Annotated in this window: 13 protein-coding genes and 1 pseudogene; 7 read left to right on the forward strand and 7 right to left on the reverse strand. The window is 60.7% G+C overall.

Translation table 11 applies throughout. The annotated features are described in order from the left end of the window. From JQ632_RS21380 to JQ632_RS21395, 4 genes are all read right to left on the reverse strand, one after another. Positions 1-356: ClpX C4-type zinc finger protein (locus JQ632_RS21380; protein ID WP_312015642.1), on the reverse strand; the 356-nt coding region annotated here is incomplete at its 3' end. Positions 357-446: 90 nt separating this feature from the next. Further along, positions 447-755, reverse strand: coding sequence for a hypothetical protein (locus tag JQ632_RS21385; RefSeq protein WP_212404557.1), 309 nt, complete (start codon positions 753-755; stop codon positions 447-449). 244 nt (positions 756-999) lie between these two features. Further along, positions 1000-1461, reverse strand: a complete 462-nt coding sequence (locus JQ632_RS21390; RefSeq protein WP_212404558.1) for a transcriptional regulator — start codon at positions 1459-1461, stop codon at positions 1000-1002. 583 nt (positions 1462-2044) lie between these two features. Next, positions 2045-2680 (reverse strand): response regulator transcription factor, encoded by a 636-nt coding sequence (locus JQ632_RS21395; RefSeq protein WP_212404626.1) that lies wholly within the window; start codon positions 2678-2680, stop codon positions 2045-2047. A gap of 1028 nt (positions 2681-3708) precedes the next feature. Here JQ632_RS21395 and JQ632_RS21400 point away from each other — a divergent pair. Next, positions 3709-4110 carry a response regulator gene (locus JQ632_RS21400; protein ID WP_312015643.1) on the forward strand — a complete coding sequence of 134 codons (402 nt, stop codon included), beginning with the start codon at positions 3709-3711 and terminating at the stop codon, positions 4108-4110. Here the strand turns inward: JQ632_RS21400 and JQ632_RS21405 are convergent. Then, positions 4076-9985: an AAA family ATPase gene (locus JQ632_RS21405; protein WP_212404559.1), complete on the reverse strand. Its 5910-nt coding sequence runs from the start codon at positions 9983-9985 to the stop codon at positions 4076-4078. The two genes, JQ632_RS21400 and JQ632_RS21405, sit on opposite strands and share 35 nt — an antisense overlap. A 444-nt stretch (positions 9986-10429) precedes the next feature. Between JQ632_RS21405 and JQ632_RS21410 the strand changes: the two genes are divergently transcribed. From JQ632_RS21410 to JQ632_RS21435, 6 genes are all read left to right on the forward strand, one after another. Continuing rightward, entirely contained in the window at positions 10430-11374 is a 945-nt protein-coding gene (locus tag JQ632_RS21410; protein WP_212404560.1) for a LysR family transcriptional regulator, read from the forward strand. A gap of 122 nt (positions 11375-11496) precedes the next feature. Further along, entirely contained in the window at positions 11497-12432 is a 936-nt protein-coding gene (locus JQ632_RS21415) for a LysR family transcriptional regulator (protein ID WP_212404561.1), read from the forward strand. Continuing rightward, complete coding sequence (locus tag JQ632_RS21420) at positions 12429-12599, forward strand: hypothetical protein (protein WP_212404562.1); 171 nt, start codon at positions 12429-12431, stop codon at positions 12597-12599. The genes JQ632_RS21415 and JQ632_RS21420 overlap by 4 nt, the downstream gene beginning before the upstream one ends. 449 nt (positions 12600-13048) lie before the next feature. Then, entirely contained in the window at positions 13049-13204 is a 156-nt protein-coding gene (locus tag JQ632_RS21425; protein WP_212404563.1) for a hypothetical protein, read from the forward strand. Positions 13205-13563: 359 nt separating this feature from the next. Beyond that, positions 13564-14079 (forward strand): hypothetical protein, encoded by a 516-nt coding sequence (locus tag JQ632_RS21430; RefSeq protein ID WP_212404564.1) that lies wholly within the window; start codon positions 13564-13566, stop codon positions 14077-14079. Positions 14080-14145: 66 nt separating this feature from the next. After that, complete coding sequence (locus JQ632_RS21435; protein ID WP_212404565.1) at positions 14146-14565, forward strand: transaldolase family protein; 420 nt, start codon at positions 14146-14148, stop codon at positions 14563-14565. Between the two features lie 3 nt (positions 14566-14568). On the opposite strand, the gene JQ632_RS21440 is transcribed toward JQ632_RS21435, so the two are convergent. Further along, a complete protein-coding gene (locus JQ632_RS21440) occupies positions 14569-15522 on the reverse strand; it encodes an AraC family transcriptional regulator (protein ID WP_212404566.1) in 954 nt (317 codons plus the stop codon). A gap of 456 nt (positions 15523-15978) precedes the next feature. Then, positions 15979-16201: pseudogene (locus JQ632_RS21445) on the reverse strand (S16 family serine protease); the annotation flags it as partial. Positions 16202-16225 lie beyond the last annotated feature (24 nt).

Raw genomic sequence — 16225 nt, forward strand, 5'->3', positions numbered from 1 at the left:
CGGGCGAGCGTCTGCGCGAGCAGCGTCTTGCCCGAGCCGGTCGGACCGATCAGCAGGATGTTCGACTTCGCGAGCTCAACGTCGTTGTGCTTGGTCTGGTGGTTGAGGCGCTTGTAGTGGTTGTGGACCGCGACCGACAGAACCTTCTTTGCGTGGCTCTGGCCGATCACGTAGTCGTCCAGCACCTTGCAGATTTCCTTCGGAGTCGGGATGCCGTCGCGCGACTTCACCAGCGAGGACTTGTTCTCCTCACGGATGATGTCCATGCACAGTTCGACGCATTCGTCGCAGGTGAATACGGTCGACCCCTCGACCAGCTTGCGGAGCGCATTGTTGGAGATTGACTGAACCGTCATGGCGGCCTCAAACCACATGCAAGTGGTCATAAACGGGAACATGATCATCTGCGGACCTCGTGCCTCGTGACCGTCAAAGAATGGTGAGGGTCAGCTGCCACATTTCGTCGCCAGCAGGTCTCTGAAAGCGTTGATCACGGAATCGAGCGCAATAAACATCCGCGCGCCGTCGATGCGGCCGACAGCGGCTTGCCGCAGCATCTCGGACTTATAAAATGAGGCGGCGTAGGCCCGACAAGTCTCCCCGTTGTCGGCCGCGTTATCCGATTTGCTTTGGACAGTCGCCGAGACCGCGCGAGCGGCATCAACATCCTTGTCTAACGTGGACTCCGCCGCAAACCCAGGAATTGTAGATGCATTGATCAGAGCAGAAGCGATGAGAACAGCTATGATCCTCATGAGCGGCCTCCAGAACGCAAGTCGTTGCGAGGAGACTTACATTCAGCCGGTCTATTTTCTATTGTACGTGGGTTGTTCGGAGTACGGCTGTGGTTGCGCCACATAAACCTTGGCTTAGAAGAGACGTGTGAGGGTTTCGGCGGCCGGCAGAGGGCCGCCGCCGGCGCCCTCTTAACGATTTGAAGGCCACCCAATCGACAGCGGACCCGGTCGCCTGCAGTTTCTAGCTAGTAAACTGTTGCGCTCAGTTCTCGTGAGCCGATATCGCGACTGAGGCCACGAAACGGTAGCCACGTCCGGGGATATTGACGATGAAGCGATTCCCATCCTGACCGTCACGCAACGCGCGACGCAGCGCTGATATATGAACCGTAAGATTGGCGGGCCCAACGAAAACATTGGGCCAAACGCGAGCCATCAAATCCTGCTTGCTGACCAACTCGCCGTGGCGTTCAAGCAAAGCAATCAGGATTTCCAGGGCGCGACTTCCGAGAGGCACGGGCTTGTCGCCTTCCAACAAAAGGAACTGTGTTCGAAGCAGGCGAAACGATCCGAACGAAACTTCCGTTGACGTTACGCCGGTTGGTTCGGTTCGTTTCTCGAAAAGTGGCCTGGCCGCAGCCGGACGCTGGATAACGCGTCCGACGTCAAGCTCCGGGTCTTGATAAAATTGCTCCAAGCGTCCGAAAGCTGCCGTCGATCGCATACTGACCTCGCCTACTTTGACGGGGGCTAGTCCCCGCAAAGATGCTAGTAACCCGTAATCTGACGATTTGGAGTGCTGCGCGCTATTCCACACAGGTGGCGCGCAATGACCGATTTGGTTGCGTTGCCTAAACCTAGATTTACAAGCCGGAAGACGGCTTCAATTGGGTGGCAGATTGTAAGTGCTATGGCGGGACCAAGTCAGGGAATACCGTAGACTTGATCATTTCGCGATGGCAGCGCCAGGTGGAAATCACGATGGTCATCCAGGAGAACAACTTGAGGTCGGCGTATGCTTGGCTGTATTCGGATTCGGTAATGCAATCTCCCTCCGTACATTCGCGCCATACCGACGTACGAAAGGTCGATGGTCCTTCCATGATAACGATTCAATCGATGCTGACCTCCAGGTGCACAGCAGCCCAGTCTTAGTTTGCTCTGGAACTCAGTGCGGAGAATCGCAGCGGAACCGGGCCCGCGCGGCGGCGTAGTGCCCGCGGGCCTCTTCTCGTCATTTGCCTTGGAGATTGCGCAACTGCTTAACTCATCCGGCCACGCGAATAAACTCGCTCAAAACCCATACCTTAAGAGCGTTGCGGCGTGTCAGACACCAGCTTGAGCTTGTCAGCCATCCGGCCGAGTTCTGGAAGCGAACCGGCCTGCATCTTCTGCATCGCCCTGCTGCGATGCACCTTCACCGTGGCTTCGGCGATGCCGATATCGTGGGCAATCTGTTTGCTCAAGCGGCCGCGCGCCACTTGAATTACGATCTCGCGCTCCCGCGGGCTCAGGGAGGCGAAACGCTTCTTAAGCGAGACCAAGTCCTTGTCACTCTCCCGCCGCGCACGATCGCGGGCCAAGCCTAGCTGAATGGCATCCAGAAGATCCTGGTCGCGGTACGGCTTGGTCAGGAACTCGATCGCACCACGCTTCATTGCCTGTACAGACATGGGTATGTCGCCGTGGCCCGTGACGAAGATGATCGGGATCTCCCTGTTTGCCGCAGCTAGCTCGCGCTGGAAATCGAGGCCGCTTTGGTCGGGCAATCTGATATCGAGCACCAGGCAGGTAGGGGAATCTGGTGGATCGGATCTGAGGAAGTCGGAAATGGAGGCAAATAGCTGAACGTTAATGCCGAGTGATCGCAGCAGGCGCCCGACCGACGCGCGGAGATTCGGATCGTCGTCGATGACCAACACGGTTGAGGTTGCGTCAGACATCGCTGCCACTCGGAAGAGATCGCGAAAATCAGCCTGCATCTTGGTTTGCAGGTCTGGCAACACCGCGCATTTCTAATCCCAATCCCGGAACCTGAACAGCCCCTTTTTCTGAAGGATGCGCGCCGAGTACACCAAAGCTTACGCGCGGACACAGGTCGCCCCCTCCGACGCTCGGGCCGACTCTGGGCTAAAGTTCGATCTCTGGTCGGCCCGATGGCGCTGAGGGAACCTGTCCATCAGCTCACGTATGCTACTCGTGCAGCGCTAGCAGCGGACCGGTCAATGCTTGGCATTGAGCGACGCCTTCTCGGCTCGCCGCTCGTAGTCGTCGGCAAGAGCCTTAAGCAGAGCCGCAATCGCTTGGTCCGTCATGGTTTCGGCATCCGCGAAGCAAAGTCTGAGCACTCTTCAAACATTCACTTGCTTCGGTGTGGTGACTCGTCATGACGTCCTCGCGCGGTTTTCGGGCGGCTGGTCAAAAACGATTTGGAACCAGCCCATCCAAGTGCGGTCACTTTGGCGGCGCTCCTTGAAGCGATCGACGCACTTCCTCGAACAAAGCGGCGTTCGCCACGAATAGTGCCGGACGAGACCAAACTTGCCCTCACACACTGCGCATCGCATGGCCTTGTCAGAACCGTGACTTTCTAGGCGGTAAGGCATTGTTTTCTCCTTTTGGCCTGTGCGCATTTCGGATGCACTAAGACTAAGAGGAATGTCACCAACGGCTCAATTGAGCGCGGGTTAAGCCCAGGCATCCAAAGGGGGCAGGACGATGATACGAAGGCTTAGGACGCTCGGACGCGTCCTAACGTTCGCCCGTTGCGATCCCGCGACTGCTTTCGTCCGGCGGCCGCTTCGATCACAAGCCATGCCGGATTGGCTCCGCAATCATCGTCCAGATAAACCAAAGTTTACGGGGCACAGGCGGCACGCCGGTGGCATTCTCTGAGCTGCCAACCAATTCGGCGCGGAGCGCCACTACGATTGGATAGTTGTCTGCCCGTAGACGCGTCCAGCGAACGGCCATGGGCGGTATGATGAAAAAGGTACTGGTTTCGGTCGTTGAAGATGATCAGCTCTTTCGTGAGTCGATGTACAGGCTCATGAGATCGCTGGGCTATACGGTCGAAATCTTCTCGTCTGCAGCCGATTTTCTCGGCTCGCCGCGGCTTGCCGAAACAGCATGCCTGATCGCTGACATCCATATGCCTGCCATGACCGGGCTCGAACTATACCGGCGCCTTATGGCCACGGGCAATGCGATACCGACAATCCTCGTGACGGCGTTTCCCAATGATGCTGACCGGGCTCGCGCCCTGAAAGATGGGGTCTTGTGTTACCTGCGTAAGCCGGTGAATGAGGACCATCTTACACGATGTGTTTGCGCTGCTCTCAGGTCGGCAGGCTCGCCTGAGGAGGGGGCGTAAGCTGCCGTTCTGCTCCCGGCAAGGTGAACTGGAACAAGGCTCCGCGGGGTTCGTTCGCCTCCGCCCACAGCTTGCCGCCATGAGCGTGGATGATAGAGCGGCATATCGACAGCCCCATGCCTGTTCCACCGAACTTCGTGGTGTAGAAGGCGTCGAAGACTCGATCGAGATGCGCCGGATCAATGCCCGGCCCGGAATCGTGCACGGCCACGAGGACGCCTGCTTGGTTCTCCTTTGTGCTGATCAACAGCTCTCTCGGCCCCTCCTCCATCGAACCCATTGCTTCAGCCGCATTGAGAATTAGATTCACCAAGACCTGTTGCAGCTGAACGCGATCCCCCAGAACCGGAAGTAGTCGCTCTGCAAGCCGGGTCTTGACCGAAACACCATTTCTGAGCGTTACGCTTCGAACCAACACGATCACTTCGTGGATTGCCACGTTGAGATCAAAACACTCTTTTCGCGGCGGCGCCTTCTTAATTTGCTCTCGGATGCCATCGATGATTTCTCCGGCCCGGTCTGCATCTCCGACGACACAGGAAAGCGCTTCTCTGACCTCGCCCAGGTCCGGCGGCTGCATCTTCAGGAAATTCTGAGCCGCCCGCGCGTTATTGCGCGCGCTGGCAATCGGCTGCGTGATTTCATGTGAAAGTGAGGCGGCCAATTCTCCCATCACGCTCACGCGGTTCATGTGAGCGAAATCCGATTGCATCTGCTGCAACCGCGCCAACGCTTGTGTGCGATCGTCGATGTCAGTTAGCAGACAATACCAACGTGTGATACGCCCGGACTCGTCGCGAATTGGAGCGCCGCGATTTTCAAACCATCGATATTCACCGTCAAAGCGCCTCAGGCGTAGTTCGTGATGGAAGGGAGTACCAGCGGCGAGTGACCTCGCATAAGCTTCAAGGACACGGGGGAGGTCTTCAGGATGTACAGCATCGCTTGTCCCCCAGTTCTTCAGCTCTTCAACAGTCCGGCCGAAATACTCGGTGAGTGGGCTATTGACAGAGTCGAGCTCGCCGCTCGGAGCCATGATTGCAACGAGTCCGGCTATCCCGTCGATGGCTGCTCGAAACTTCGCTTCGCTCGCCCGCAGCGTCTCCTCGGCCCGTTTGCGTTCGGTCAAATCGAGCACGAACGCAAGGCGGTCGCCTCTTTCCTCGAACACCGCGGCGCCCACAAGCACCGGAACGCGGCTGCCGTCTTTCCGAAAATACTCCTTCTCAAACGGCTGAACGATGCCGGTTGAGTTTAGTTCAGCCTGGGTGAGTACGTCGCGCTCTCGCCATTCGGGCGGGGACAGCTCGGTCCAGCGCATGCGGCCCGAAACCAAGTCTTCACGGCGATATCCTACGAGACGCAGAAACGCGTCATTGGCTTCAATAATCCAGCCTCGGCGGTCGGCGATGAAGATCCCGATGATGTTAGCGTCGACCAAACGCCGAATCTTCCTTTCCCGATCCGCGAGATCGTCATAAAGCCGCGAGTTTTCGAGCGAGATCGCCGCCTGCGACGCAAGCACCGTTAGCAAAGCGACGCGATCGGGCGTAAAGGCTCCGGGTGTCAGATTGTTCTCCAGGTAGAGAATGCCTGCAAGCCTTCCCTGGTTGATTAACGGAAAACAGAGAATAGAACGGAGATAATTCTCAACGATGTAGGGATCGGCAGAAAATAGATTGTGAGATGACGCATCGTTGAGAATAACGCTTTCCCGAGTGCGCAGGACATAGTGGAGCACCGACTCCGGCAGCACTGTCGCAGCCACGCCCTCGTCGCGCGGATGCACGGTCACCAAATCGCCATCGGTCGTGGCTTCGGCGGCGATCCGCTGCTCGGCTCCGCGTGAAAGAATCAACAAGCCTCGTTCGGCGCCGGCCTGTTCAAGCGCCGTACGCATAAGCATTTCGAGCAGCTTCTCCAGCACGATCTCGCTTGATATGGTCTGCGAAACCTTGATCACCGTTGCGAGGTCGAGTTGCTCGACAGACGCTGCGATTGTGCTAGTCGGAACAGGTGTGGGCTCTTCCATTCTAAGGAGCGGATACATCGCATCGAGTTGGCGCACCTTGCCATCCGCACCCCAGCGCAGATAGCAGTCCCGGGCGTTCCGCAGATATAGGTGCGCGATTTGATCGAAGCCGCACGCGGTGTAAAAGCGCGCCGCCAGCTCTTTGGCGAGCGCCTCGTTGTGGACAAAGCCGTTTGCCTGTGCCGAACGGATGGCTTGCTCGTAAAGGTTCATGGCATCGAACGCGCGGCCATCAATCCGGGCAATCTCCGCACTAACCAACGCTGCGCGGTCTTCGAAGTTTTCCGGACAGGCCGCGGCCCAGCTGGCGAGCTGACGGTAATGAGGGGCCAAGGCCTCCAGAGTCGGCGTCCGCTGGCCGGCGGGCATCGAATCGCTAAACGCCGCGTACGACAAGGCGCCGTAGAAGTGATAGTCGGCCGCCTCCATGATCGTGAGGGACATGCTCAGAAGCGGCAGCGCCCTCGATGCAGCATCAACCGCCGTCGCATAGTCACCAGCCAAAAAACGGGCCTGCAACTTGCAAATCCAATACAAGCATTGGCCGGCCGTCACGTCCGAAGTGTTCGCGAAATCGCGTTCGATTCGCTGCTCATCAAACTGCCCGTCATCTAAGGAGCCGAACCTTGCTGTTGCGCCGCGCAGCATTCGCACGATAGCGAGTGCCACACCGATGATTTCGAGGTTTGTGCCAAGCTGTATGTGGCCTAAGTGTACCCTCTCAGCTTCACGTTCGATGTCGGCAAGCGCATCACCGACCGCAAGAAGATTCAGGACCCTCAGCCCGGAGCAGATCCCCGCATACACGAGGTCGCCGGTTTTCTGCGCCGCATCAAATGCGCGGCCAATGAGTTCGCAGCATGTTCTGATATGCCTTGTCCAAGGCATGACCATATTTCCGAAATTCAGGTACACACCCGCCTGGAAACGCCATAGTCCACGCTGCTCGACGAGCTCACAAGCGAGTTGCCCGACGCGGTACGCGCCCTCGTACTCGCCGAACCGCAGCCCGGCGATCATTCCAAGCCGGCCATAGGCGACGGCAGACGCGTCGCTGTTGCCACGATCCAAGGTAAGACGCAGCATTTGGCAGACGACGAGCGTGTAGAGGTTGAGGTCAGTGTATTGTGCCGGCGAAGAGAGCCGGTTCAGGACATCTAGCTCGGCGAGGGACGCCGGGTCGGTCATCAAGGGAAGGGCGATCAGCTCCTCGGTCGCGCGCCGGCCGAGCTCCGACCAGACACACTGATACGCTTGGCGCGCCTCCTCATCCGTCGGATGCGGCGACCAGTTGATGCCGAGGTACCATAGGTACTCGAGACCGACGGCGACCGAGCGGCTGGGCTGATTGAGCGTGAGGTAAAGGTCGATTCCGAGGCGCGCCACACCCGCTCGATCAGCCATATCCGTGACGCGAGCAGATAATGCAGCCAAGTGGTTTTCTGCGTCCGAGAGCGCGCCAGTCAAGAGCTCGCATTCGGCACGATGCAGGTCGAGTGCGAAGATGAGCTCCCACCGGTGCTCCCAGCACCCCTCTGCCAACAGGCCTCGACCGGCGATAAAGTAACTGAGCGCCGAAACGTAGGCAGCCGATGCTTTGGCGCGCCGGCCTGCTGCCAAGTTCAATTCCGCGGCCTGCTCGCGTTCATCGACCGATGTGATCAAACCAAGACCTCGGTTGAGCTGATTAACGATTTCAAAGGTCGCCTCGTCACGCTTCTCCGGAGATGTCCGCGCCGCGAGCAGTCTCCCTATTCGAAGGTGCGCCTCGCCGCGCAGTTGCTCCGCGATCAACCCATAGGCGGCCTCCTGAACGCGATCGTGGACGAATCGGTAAGCGGCTGCCACACGCTCGACCAACTCCTGATCGCGGGCCGGCCACAGAGTCGTATCGAGCTGCTCCTCCGAAATCCCGAGTACCATCGAAAGTACTGTGCTCTCGGCAATGTTTCCAAGACAAGCCATCTGCTGCAATGCATTCTGAGCCTCGGTCGGCAGGCGGGTTAGCTTCCCGATCATAAGATCAGCGACGTTATCGGTGTAGCCCTTGGCTTCAATGCGGTCGATATCCCAGGACCAGCGCGCGCCATCATGATCGAATTTGAGTAATCCTTCCTCGACGAGCGAAGACAGGAACTGAACGGCGAAAAACGGATTTCCGCCGGTCTTCAGTTGTACCAGCTTCGCAAGCGGCTCTGCGCGCTCTAACTCGCAGCGAAGTGCGTCCGCAACCAACTGCCCAAGGTGCTCTTGGGTGAGCGGCGACAGCTTGATCTCTGCGACCTTTCCGCCGGCAGTCTTGATGGCATCGAGCTTTCTCGTTAGCGGATGGGCCGCAGCAACTTCGTTGTCGCGATAGGCACCGATCAGCATGAGGTGCTCCAAATCTGGCCGCAACAGGTCCTCTAGCAGATCAAGCGTCGCCGCATCGACCCACTGCAGGTCGTCGAGGAAGAGCGCCAGTGGCTGGCTCGAGCGGGCAAATGCGCCAATGAAGCGCCGAAATACGAGTTGAAAACGGCTTTGTGCCTGCTGTGGCGGCAACGTAGGAACCGGTGGCTGGTCCCCGATGATTAGCTTGAGTTCAGGTATGAGGTCGATCATGAGCCGCCCGTTCGATCCCAGCGCCTCTAGAAGCGCGTGGCGCCAGCTTGCCAACTCGGATTCGCTCTTGCTGAGGAGAGACCGGACGAGACTTTGAAAAGCCTGCACCAGTGTCGCGTAAGGGATATCGCGCTTGTACTGGTCGAATTTGCCAGACGCGAACAGGCTGCGCTGCGGCACGAGCGCCTTGTGTAGTTCGTCGACGACTGAGGACTTGCCGATGCCGGAATATCCTGAGACCAGCACCAACTCCGGCACACCGGTCTTGATGATGCGATCGAAGCAGGAAAGCAACGTCGCGATCTCACGATCTCGTCCGTACAGCTTTTCGGGGATCAGCAGCTGGTTCGGCGTGTCCTGCAGGCCGAGCGGGAAGTCATCGATGCGGCGGCGCGCTTCCCATTCCGCCAGACAGCATCGCAGATCGCGCTCGACACCACCGGCAGTCTGGTAACGATCCTCGGGTGTCTTGGCGAGCAGTTTCATGATGATCGCCGAGACTGGCGCTGGGATACTCTCTAACCGCTCCACAGGTGGCACCGGCTTTCTGGCAATATGGCAATGCACCCACTCCGTGGGATCGGCCGCCGTTAAGGGCAGAACGCCCGTGAGCATCTGGTACAGAGTGACGCCGAGGGCGTAGAGATCGCTGCGGGCGTCGATCGAGCGGTTCATCCGCCCGGTTTGTTCGGGCGCCATATAGGCAAGCGTACCGGCGATCGTCTCGGGCGGCTCGGGGGCCTGCCGCTCGCGGGACAGACGCGATGCGATGCCAAACCCGGTGAGCCGCACGTATCCATCCGCGCAGTTCACCACAATATTGGCTGGCTTGATGTCCTTGTGGATGAGCCCGCGCTGATGAAGCTTGCCAAGAGCCGCGGTAACAGCAATGGCCAGGCGCAAAAAGCGTCCTACCTCCATTGGCCCACCGAGCAAACGGTCGAGCGGCTCGCCACCCAGATCATCGAGCACCAGCACGGTCCGACCGGCGTCGCGCATGAGGGCCAGCGGCCGCGCCGCCCATGCGCTGTCGAGCTCATCTTTCAGCTCGTATTCGTGCGTGAGGCGATCGAGTCTTGACCGGGACGGGTGGTCGGCGGCAGGGGCAACAAGCAACACGGCCAGCCGGTTGCCATTGTCGTCCAGTCGCCAGCCACGGCTGAACACGCGCTCGCCGTCCTCCCACAACACCTGAGAGCTAGCTTCCGAGTAGGCGACGTTGGGCGACTGCTGCACCATCTGTCAGATTCCGGCCTCAGGCGTCGGCTTGAAGTCGCTTGTTCAAGCTCTTAGTGCGCCACACGCGCGGCCTCTCTCCAGCCTGGAGAAATCGTACTCCATCGCCTGAGAAATGCCAGCCGTTCCATAGTCTTGCCGGATGCGGCGGACGTGAATCTCGCTTCTCTTTAGCAGCAGTTTGCAGCGATTTGCCCGGCTTTACTCGCTACGGCGGCGCACGCAGGCCATACCCGCTGTTCTCAAGGGAACACGGAGCGCAACTGCGACGCAGAAGGGATGACGGAACTTGAAGCAGGCAAGTCGATCTTTTTCGCTTCAGACGAGCACGGGGCTTGGCATCGCCGCCGTCCACGCTGCGGTGGTGGTCGCCGCCGCGCTCGATTCGATCCTGACAGTTCGCGCTGGCTCCGGCCTCCGTGTTGTCCGCCCAGAGCGCGCTGAGCGATGAACGATCGGCTCTCAACACTCAGACTGTTTGTTCGCGCCGCGCGCGTCGGGAACTTCTCCAGTGCTGGCCGCGAGCTCGGCCTGTCGCAGCCGTCTGCATCCCGGCTGATCGCCGCGCTCGAGGAGGAGCTCGGCGCCACGCTCTTCAGCCGCACCACGCGAGCGGTGACGCTGACCGAGGCCGGCGCGACATACCTAATGCGCGTCGAGGCGATCCTGGCGGCACTCGACGAGGCCGACCACGAGGCGCGCGGAACGGGAGAGTTGCGCGGCTCGCTCCGCGTCGGCACATCGTCAAGTTTCGTGCTCAGAGAGATCATCCCGCGGCTTCCCGCGTTTTTGAAGCAGCACGCGGCGCTGAAGATCGAGCTCGTGGCGAACGACCGCTACCAAGACCTCGTGACCGAGGGCATCGACGTGGCGTTCCGGTTCGGCCCCCTGCCCGACTCGAGCGCGATGGCGCGCAAAATCATACATCTGCCGAGGATACTCATGGCCTCCCCAGACTACCTAAGGGAGCGCGGCACGCCCACGATGCCGTCGGACCTCGCGCACCACGCGGTGATCATCGGTCCGGCGCACCCCTCGCCAACCTTCTCCTTCCGCAAGGACGGCCGCGTCACCTCCGTGCGCGTTGACAGCCAGCTCGCTATCACCATCAACGAAGGAGTTACGGCAAGCGCCGTCACCGGGCTGGGGATTGCCGCGTCGAGCGAAAACAGCGCCCGGGCAGAGCTCGAGGCCGGGCAGCTCGTGCGGGTGCTGCCTGACTGGGATTTTGGCTCGATGGAAGTGAATGCGCTCTTCGTCGGCGGCAAGACCATCAAGCCTGCCGCACGAGCATTTGCGGACTTCCTATTCAGAGAGCTTCGCCCACCTCGCCGCGAACTAGCCCGCTTCTCGGGGCCTCCAGAAAGCGTGTCCGTGCGTCCAAACCAATAGACCGAGCCGTTCCAACGCGTGCATGCAAGTGGCATCCATGCGCCACAATTGCGGCCCGCCCCGTCACGTCGTCGAGTGCAACGGCTCGTCAGTATAGTTGAAGCAACTTAACGGAGAACAACATGGAGCTTTATCAAGTTCGCTACTTCCTCGCCCTCGCGTCCACACTCAATTTCACCCGCGCGGCCGAGCAATGCAATGTTACGCAGCCCGCGCTGACAAAGGGGGTGCAGAAGCTCGAGCAGGAGCTCGGCGGCGAGTTGATCTACCGCGAGCGCCAGCTGACGCAGCTCACCGACCTTGGGAAGGAAGTCCTTCCGATGCTGGCGCACACACTGGCCTCGGCAGAGACGGCACGTCGTAGAGCCAAGGAGTTCCACCGCAAGGAGGTCGCGCCACTGAAGATCGGCCTCGCCCCCTCTATCTCGGCGTCGCTCATCCTCGATCTGATCGCGGAGATCGCAAAGTTCGTCGCTGGACTTCACGTCGAGCTGCGCGAGGACACAGCGGAGAAGCTCGTCGACCTCTTGCTTGAGGGGGAGATCAACGCCGCAATGGTCGGGGACGTGCAGGACATTCCCGCCCGCATCGACGACTGGTTGCTGTTCGAGGAACGCTACGTCGCGGTTCTCGCGCCGACACATCGGCTCGCAAACCGTTCCTCGATCGGCATCGACGACCTCCGCGAGACCGTCTTGCTAGAACGCGCCGGATGCGACGTCGCGCCGAAGATCCAACGGTCGTATTTCCCCGAGGAACCGCCCCGCCTGGGTCACTGTAGCGGTCACGACTTGCACCTGCAGCACATGGCCGCGGCTGGCTTCGGCGTGATACTCGCGCCCGAGCATATGCCGCGCCTTCCGACGCTCAAGACCATTCCGCTCGAAGGCGACCCGGTTTCGCGGGAGGTGCGGCTGCTGGCTGTGCAGGGGCGCCGCTACTCGCCAGCACTGGACGCTTTCGTCAAGGTCGCGCGGCTTCGCGACTGGTCGGTCGAAGTCCCCCATCGGGAGATGTCGCACGCAACGCTCCCAGAGATTGCGAGCGCGGCGGAATGACCACGAACCGCACGCCGGCGGTCGACCGCTTCCAGACGATCGATCCGCGGAATGAGAACTTACCGGTGCCAGACCAGACCGACAAGACACTCGCCCGGATTCGCGCCGAGCTATTAACGACGTTCAGCGCCTTGGACTGGGAGGCATACTCTCACTCGGTGGGCTGACTGCGCGATACAGACGTGGCGTCGCACTCGTTGAAGGTCGAGGATACCGCACCAGACTTCCTTCCGCCAGACGCCGAGGCCATCTCCTCTCCACTCCTTCGAGCAGCTGCGCTGCAAAGGACCCCTCGTCCTGAGTATGTCGCGAGGCGACCGGTGTCTGTTCTGCATCGCTGAGCTGTCCGTCCTCCAGTCCGCGAAGGATGAGTTCGAGAGCGTCGGCGGCCCTCGCCACCGTGACACCCGAGACGAGGGAATTCCCGCGGCGGAAAGGTAAGTCCGCGGTTCGCGCCACGAATTCACAATTCGTCGCCGTTCGTCCAGACACACGGCTTGCCCCGCTCGCCGCGGCTGAGGCCGGCAGACTATCGCTCACGCGCCTACTAACTTTGTCGGCTTGGGCGAGGGAGATAGAAGCGACATCCGAGATAATCCGGCCATGAGCCGGCGAAATGCCCCTCGGCGACGGCGCGCTCGCAGTCGCCTACTACAACGTCGAAGACGAACGGGTCATCCCGCTCCATACCAAGGTGCCGCAAGAGCCGTCCGGCCTGGGGTGGCCGGCGCTTAGCGTTTTCGAAGCGTCGCGACACGACGGGAAAGAGTGATCGCGAGGTGCCCTTTCATGTCTTCCCACGCGACCCGACACCCCGAGTACGGCACACTCCTCGACAACTGATCGCAGACGGACGGGACGCGAGCGCGCGCGGTGCTTTTGGACGACGATACCTCGCGCCTATCGAATGCATGTCCAAAGGGAATTTCTTATTTCGCCGACCGCGTCCGATGCTGAGGTCCGCTGGGCAGGCCGAACACGCGCGGCCGCATCGACGGGGATTGAAGGCGTTGCGCCGTATGCTGCGCGATCAGCAAAGGGGACCCCCATGAAGTTGTCGAGCACCGTCGGCCTGGCTGTCGCCGTCTCGCTCCCAAGGTTCTTGCCTACAACCACCCGTAGTCGTGCGCCATGATGACAACAATCGAGGCGCTTCGCGGCGTCCTGCGCACTTCGCGTGGCCAGCACCTCAAGCTGCAATCCGCGGAGCAACGAGCTTCTCTTGCCCTCGATCTTCTTTCGCTGGGAAGCCGCGCCGCACTGGGGGTCTCGTTCCTGTTGTCGGTCAGCGACCGGCTCGGGTTCTACGGCAATCCAGGCGGGCCCGGAGTTTCCTGGGGAACATTCGAGCGATTTTTGGACTACGCGGCCAAGGTAAATGCGTTCGCACCAGCATGGATGATACCCTTTCTCGGCACGGCCGCGACGGTGCTGGAGCTCCTATTTGGCGTTACGCTGGTCCTCGGACTCGCGCTGCGGTGGGCGGCTTTCGGCAGCGCGGGCCTCCTCTTCCTATTCGGCTCAGCCATGGCGATCTCGTTTGGGATCAAGTCGCCATTCGACTACTCTGTATTCGCCGCGATGTGCTGCGCCCTATTCCTGGGTCTCGCCGGCTCGAAACGATGGACTGTCGACTCTCTATTATGATGCTCCACAAGTTGAGAAGCGTGCAATAAGCTGCTACGCAGCGACTCCCTCAACCAGGTCTGGCTCGTGCTTGGCTGGGGCGCACCCATCGCGGCCTTTTTGTTTGCTCATACGGCGCGGCTCGACACTCCCGAATACGGCGATGTTGTCGACGAGGCGTTGGCATGGGGACGAAGACAGAGCGGCGACGCTGCCGCGACTGCCGACCGGCCCGCAGTCTCGGTTGACGTCGAGCTCTTGCGGCTCGGGTCGGGTGAGGCGGATGCCAACCTGTCCTTCAATGTCGTGGCATCGGTCGCGAGGGCCCACCAGATCACCGACGCCTACAAGCGGCGAGGCGTCGGGCTCGAACGCGTGCTCAATAAACCCGCATCGACGTGGGTGGGAATACGTGCTGCGGCGAACCTTGACGCCTGGGTGCGCCGATTCCAGTCGCGTCCAGCGCACCGCGGTCGCCGCGGCGGCGCCTACGCACTCGAGGATTGAATCTCACGCGGCGTCGGATTCCTCGATCGCATCTTCGACCAGGGCCGCGCTTGAGGACGGGGCGCGCTGCGCTTTGGAGCGGTATTCTGACGGGTCGCTGCCGTAGTACCTGCGGAAAGTGCGCGTAAAGCTGCTCCGGCTCTGGTAGCCGGCGTTTAGGGCGACCTGGTCGATCGACAGCGCGTTGGCTGCGAGCAGGTCAGCAGCGTGGCGCATCCTCACGCGGCGCAGCAGTGATATGGGCGACTCTCCCAAGGCGGCGGAGAACCGCGCCATGAAAGCTGAGCGGCTAAGACCGACAGCGTGCGACAGACTTTGAACGGTGTGCGGAAGGGACGGGCGCGAGGCCATCTCGGCGAAAGCGCGTGCGATCGGCGGGTCGCTCAAGATCGAAAACCGCTCCACCCACGCTTTCGTCGAGACTAGGCAACGGCGAAGCAGCGCGAGCAGCACGAGCTTCAGCAGCGCCGCCGACATCGGCCCTCCGCCGACGTCCTGGGCCGCGAGCTCGGCCATTGCGTAGGCCATCACCTGGTCAAGCTGGTCGTGCACGTCGAACGTCTCAACAATGGGCGTTGCAAGGGATGAGAACAAGTCCAGTCCTGGCCCGTAGTTGGCTCGGAAGCTCCCGCACGCAAGCACCAGTGTCGGCTCGCCGTCTCCGACGGTATGCCGGTGCGACGAGCCCGGCGCGAAGGCGCCTTCGCCGTACTTGCCGACGTTCCGTGGTGCGGTCGGGCGCTCCGTCGCGGCGATTGTCATTGCTCGCGAAGGCGGGACGATCACCAGCGTGTGCGGCGTCAGGCGTATGGGCGTTTCGTCGTCCAGGAGGACGAACCCGGCGCCTCGAAGGCAGTAGTGGATGGTGGGGGTTTCCGCGCGGCTAACCGCCAGGTGGGCACCCGCGGCAAGCGCGCACTCCGAAAGCCTGACGAAGGTGATGTCCAACGTGGTCATCAACTTGTCGAGGTCTTGTTGCGATATACGCCAGAACGGCTCACCTGCCACGTTCAGAAGCCCTTTATGGTATTCAGGTCCACATCAGCTCAGTTCCGGGACAGCGGGACGATGCCATCTCACGCAGGCAGCCAGCCTGCGCAACTTGGCGAAGGGTCCTGCCGTGCTCCAAGCTGATCTAGGATCGTTGCCTTCGACTGAAGACAGTGAACAAATAGCCAGTTGCGGCTGACCGAGTAGTGGTTGCAGCCGAATTAGATTTATTCAGCCGCAACATGAATAATCCGGCTGAGCGTTTCAGCGACCGGCGAACGTTTATGAATTCACGCGAACGCATATCGACGCGGGTCAGCAGGAGACCCGAGCCTAGATCGCGGAGCCGGGTTCGTGCCTACCGATTACGACGCACGGGTGTCGGACGCACAGGTCGTGCTGTCACCGCGAGTGCCGTGCGGCCAAGCCCGCGGCCGCAGCGGCGAGCTTCTCCTTGATCCCGCCTACGGGGTAACACAAGGCCCCGCTGCGAGATTTCCCCCGTTATGGCCGTGTCGCTTCGGACATTCCAACCAGTGACGGGAGACACGAGGGGTGCGAACATCGCGCCCCCGGCGCTCGGTCCGTTCTTTGGCATCGCGCCTCCGGGCACGTGGATGTGGATGTCGCTTTCTTCGAGCACGCTTCCCTCGGCGCGCGCGAGCGTTCC

This window comes from Bradyrhizobium liaoningense, from assembly GCF_018130955.1.
Lineage (GTDB): Bacteria > Pseudomonadota > Alphaproteobacteria > Rhizobiales > Xanthobacteraceae > Bradyrhizobium > Bradyrhizobium liaoningense_C.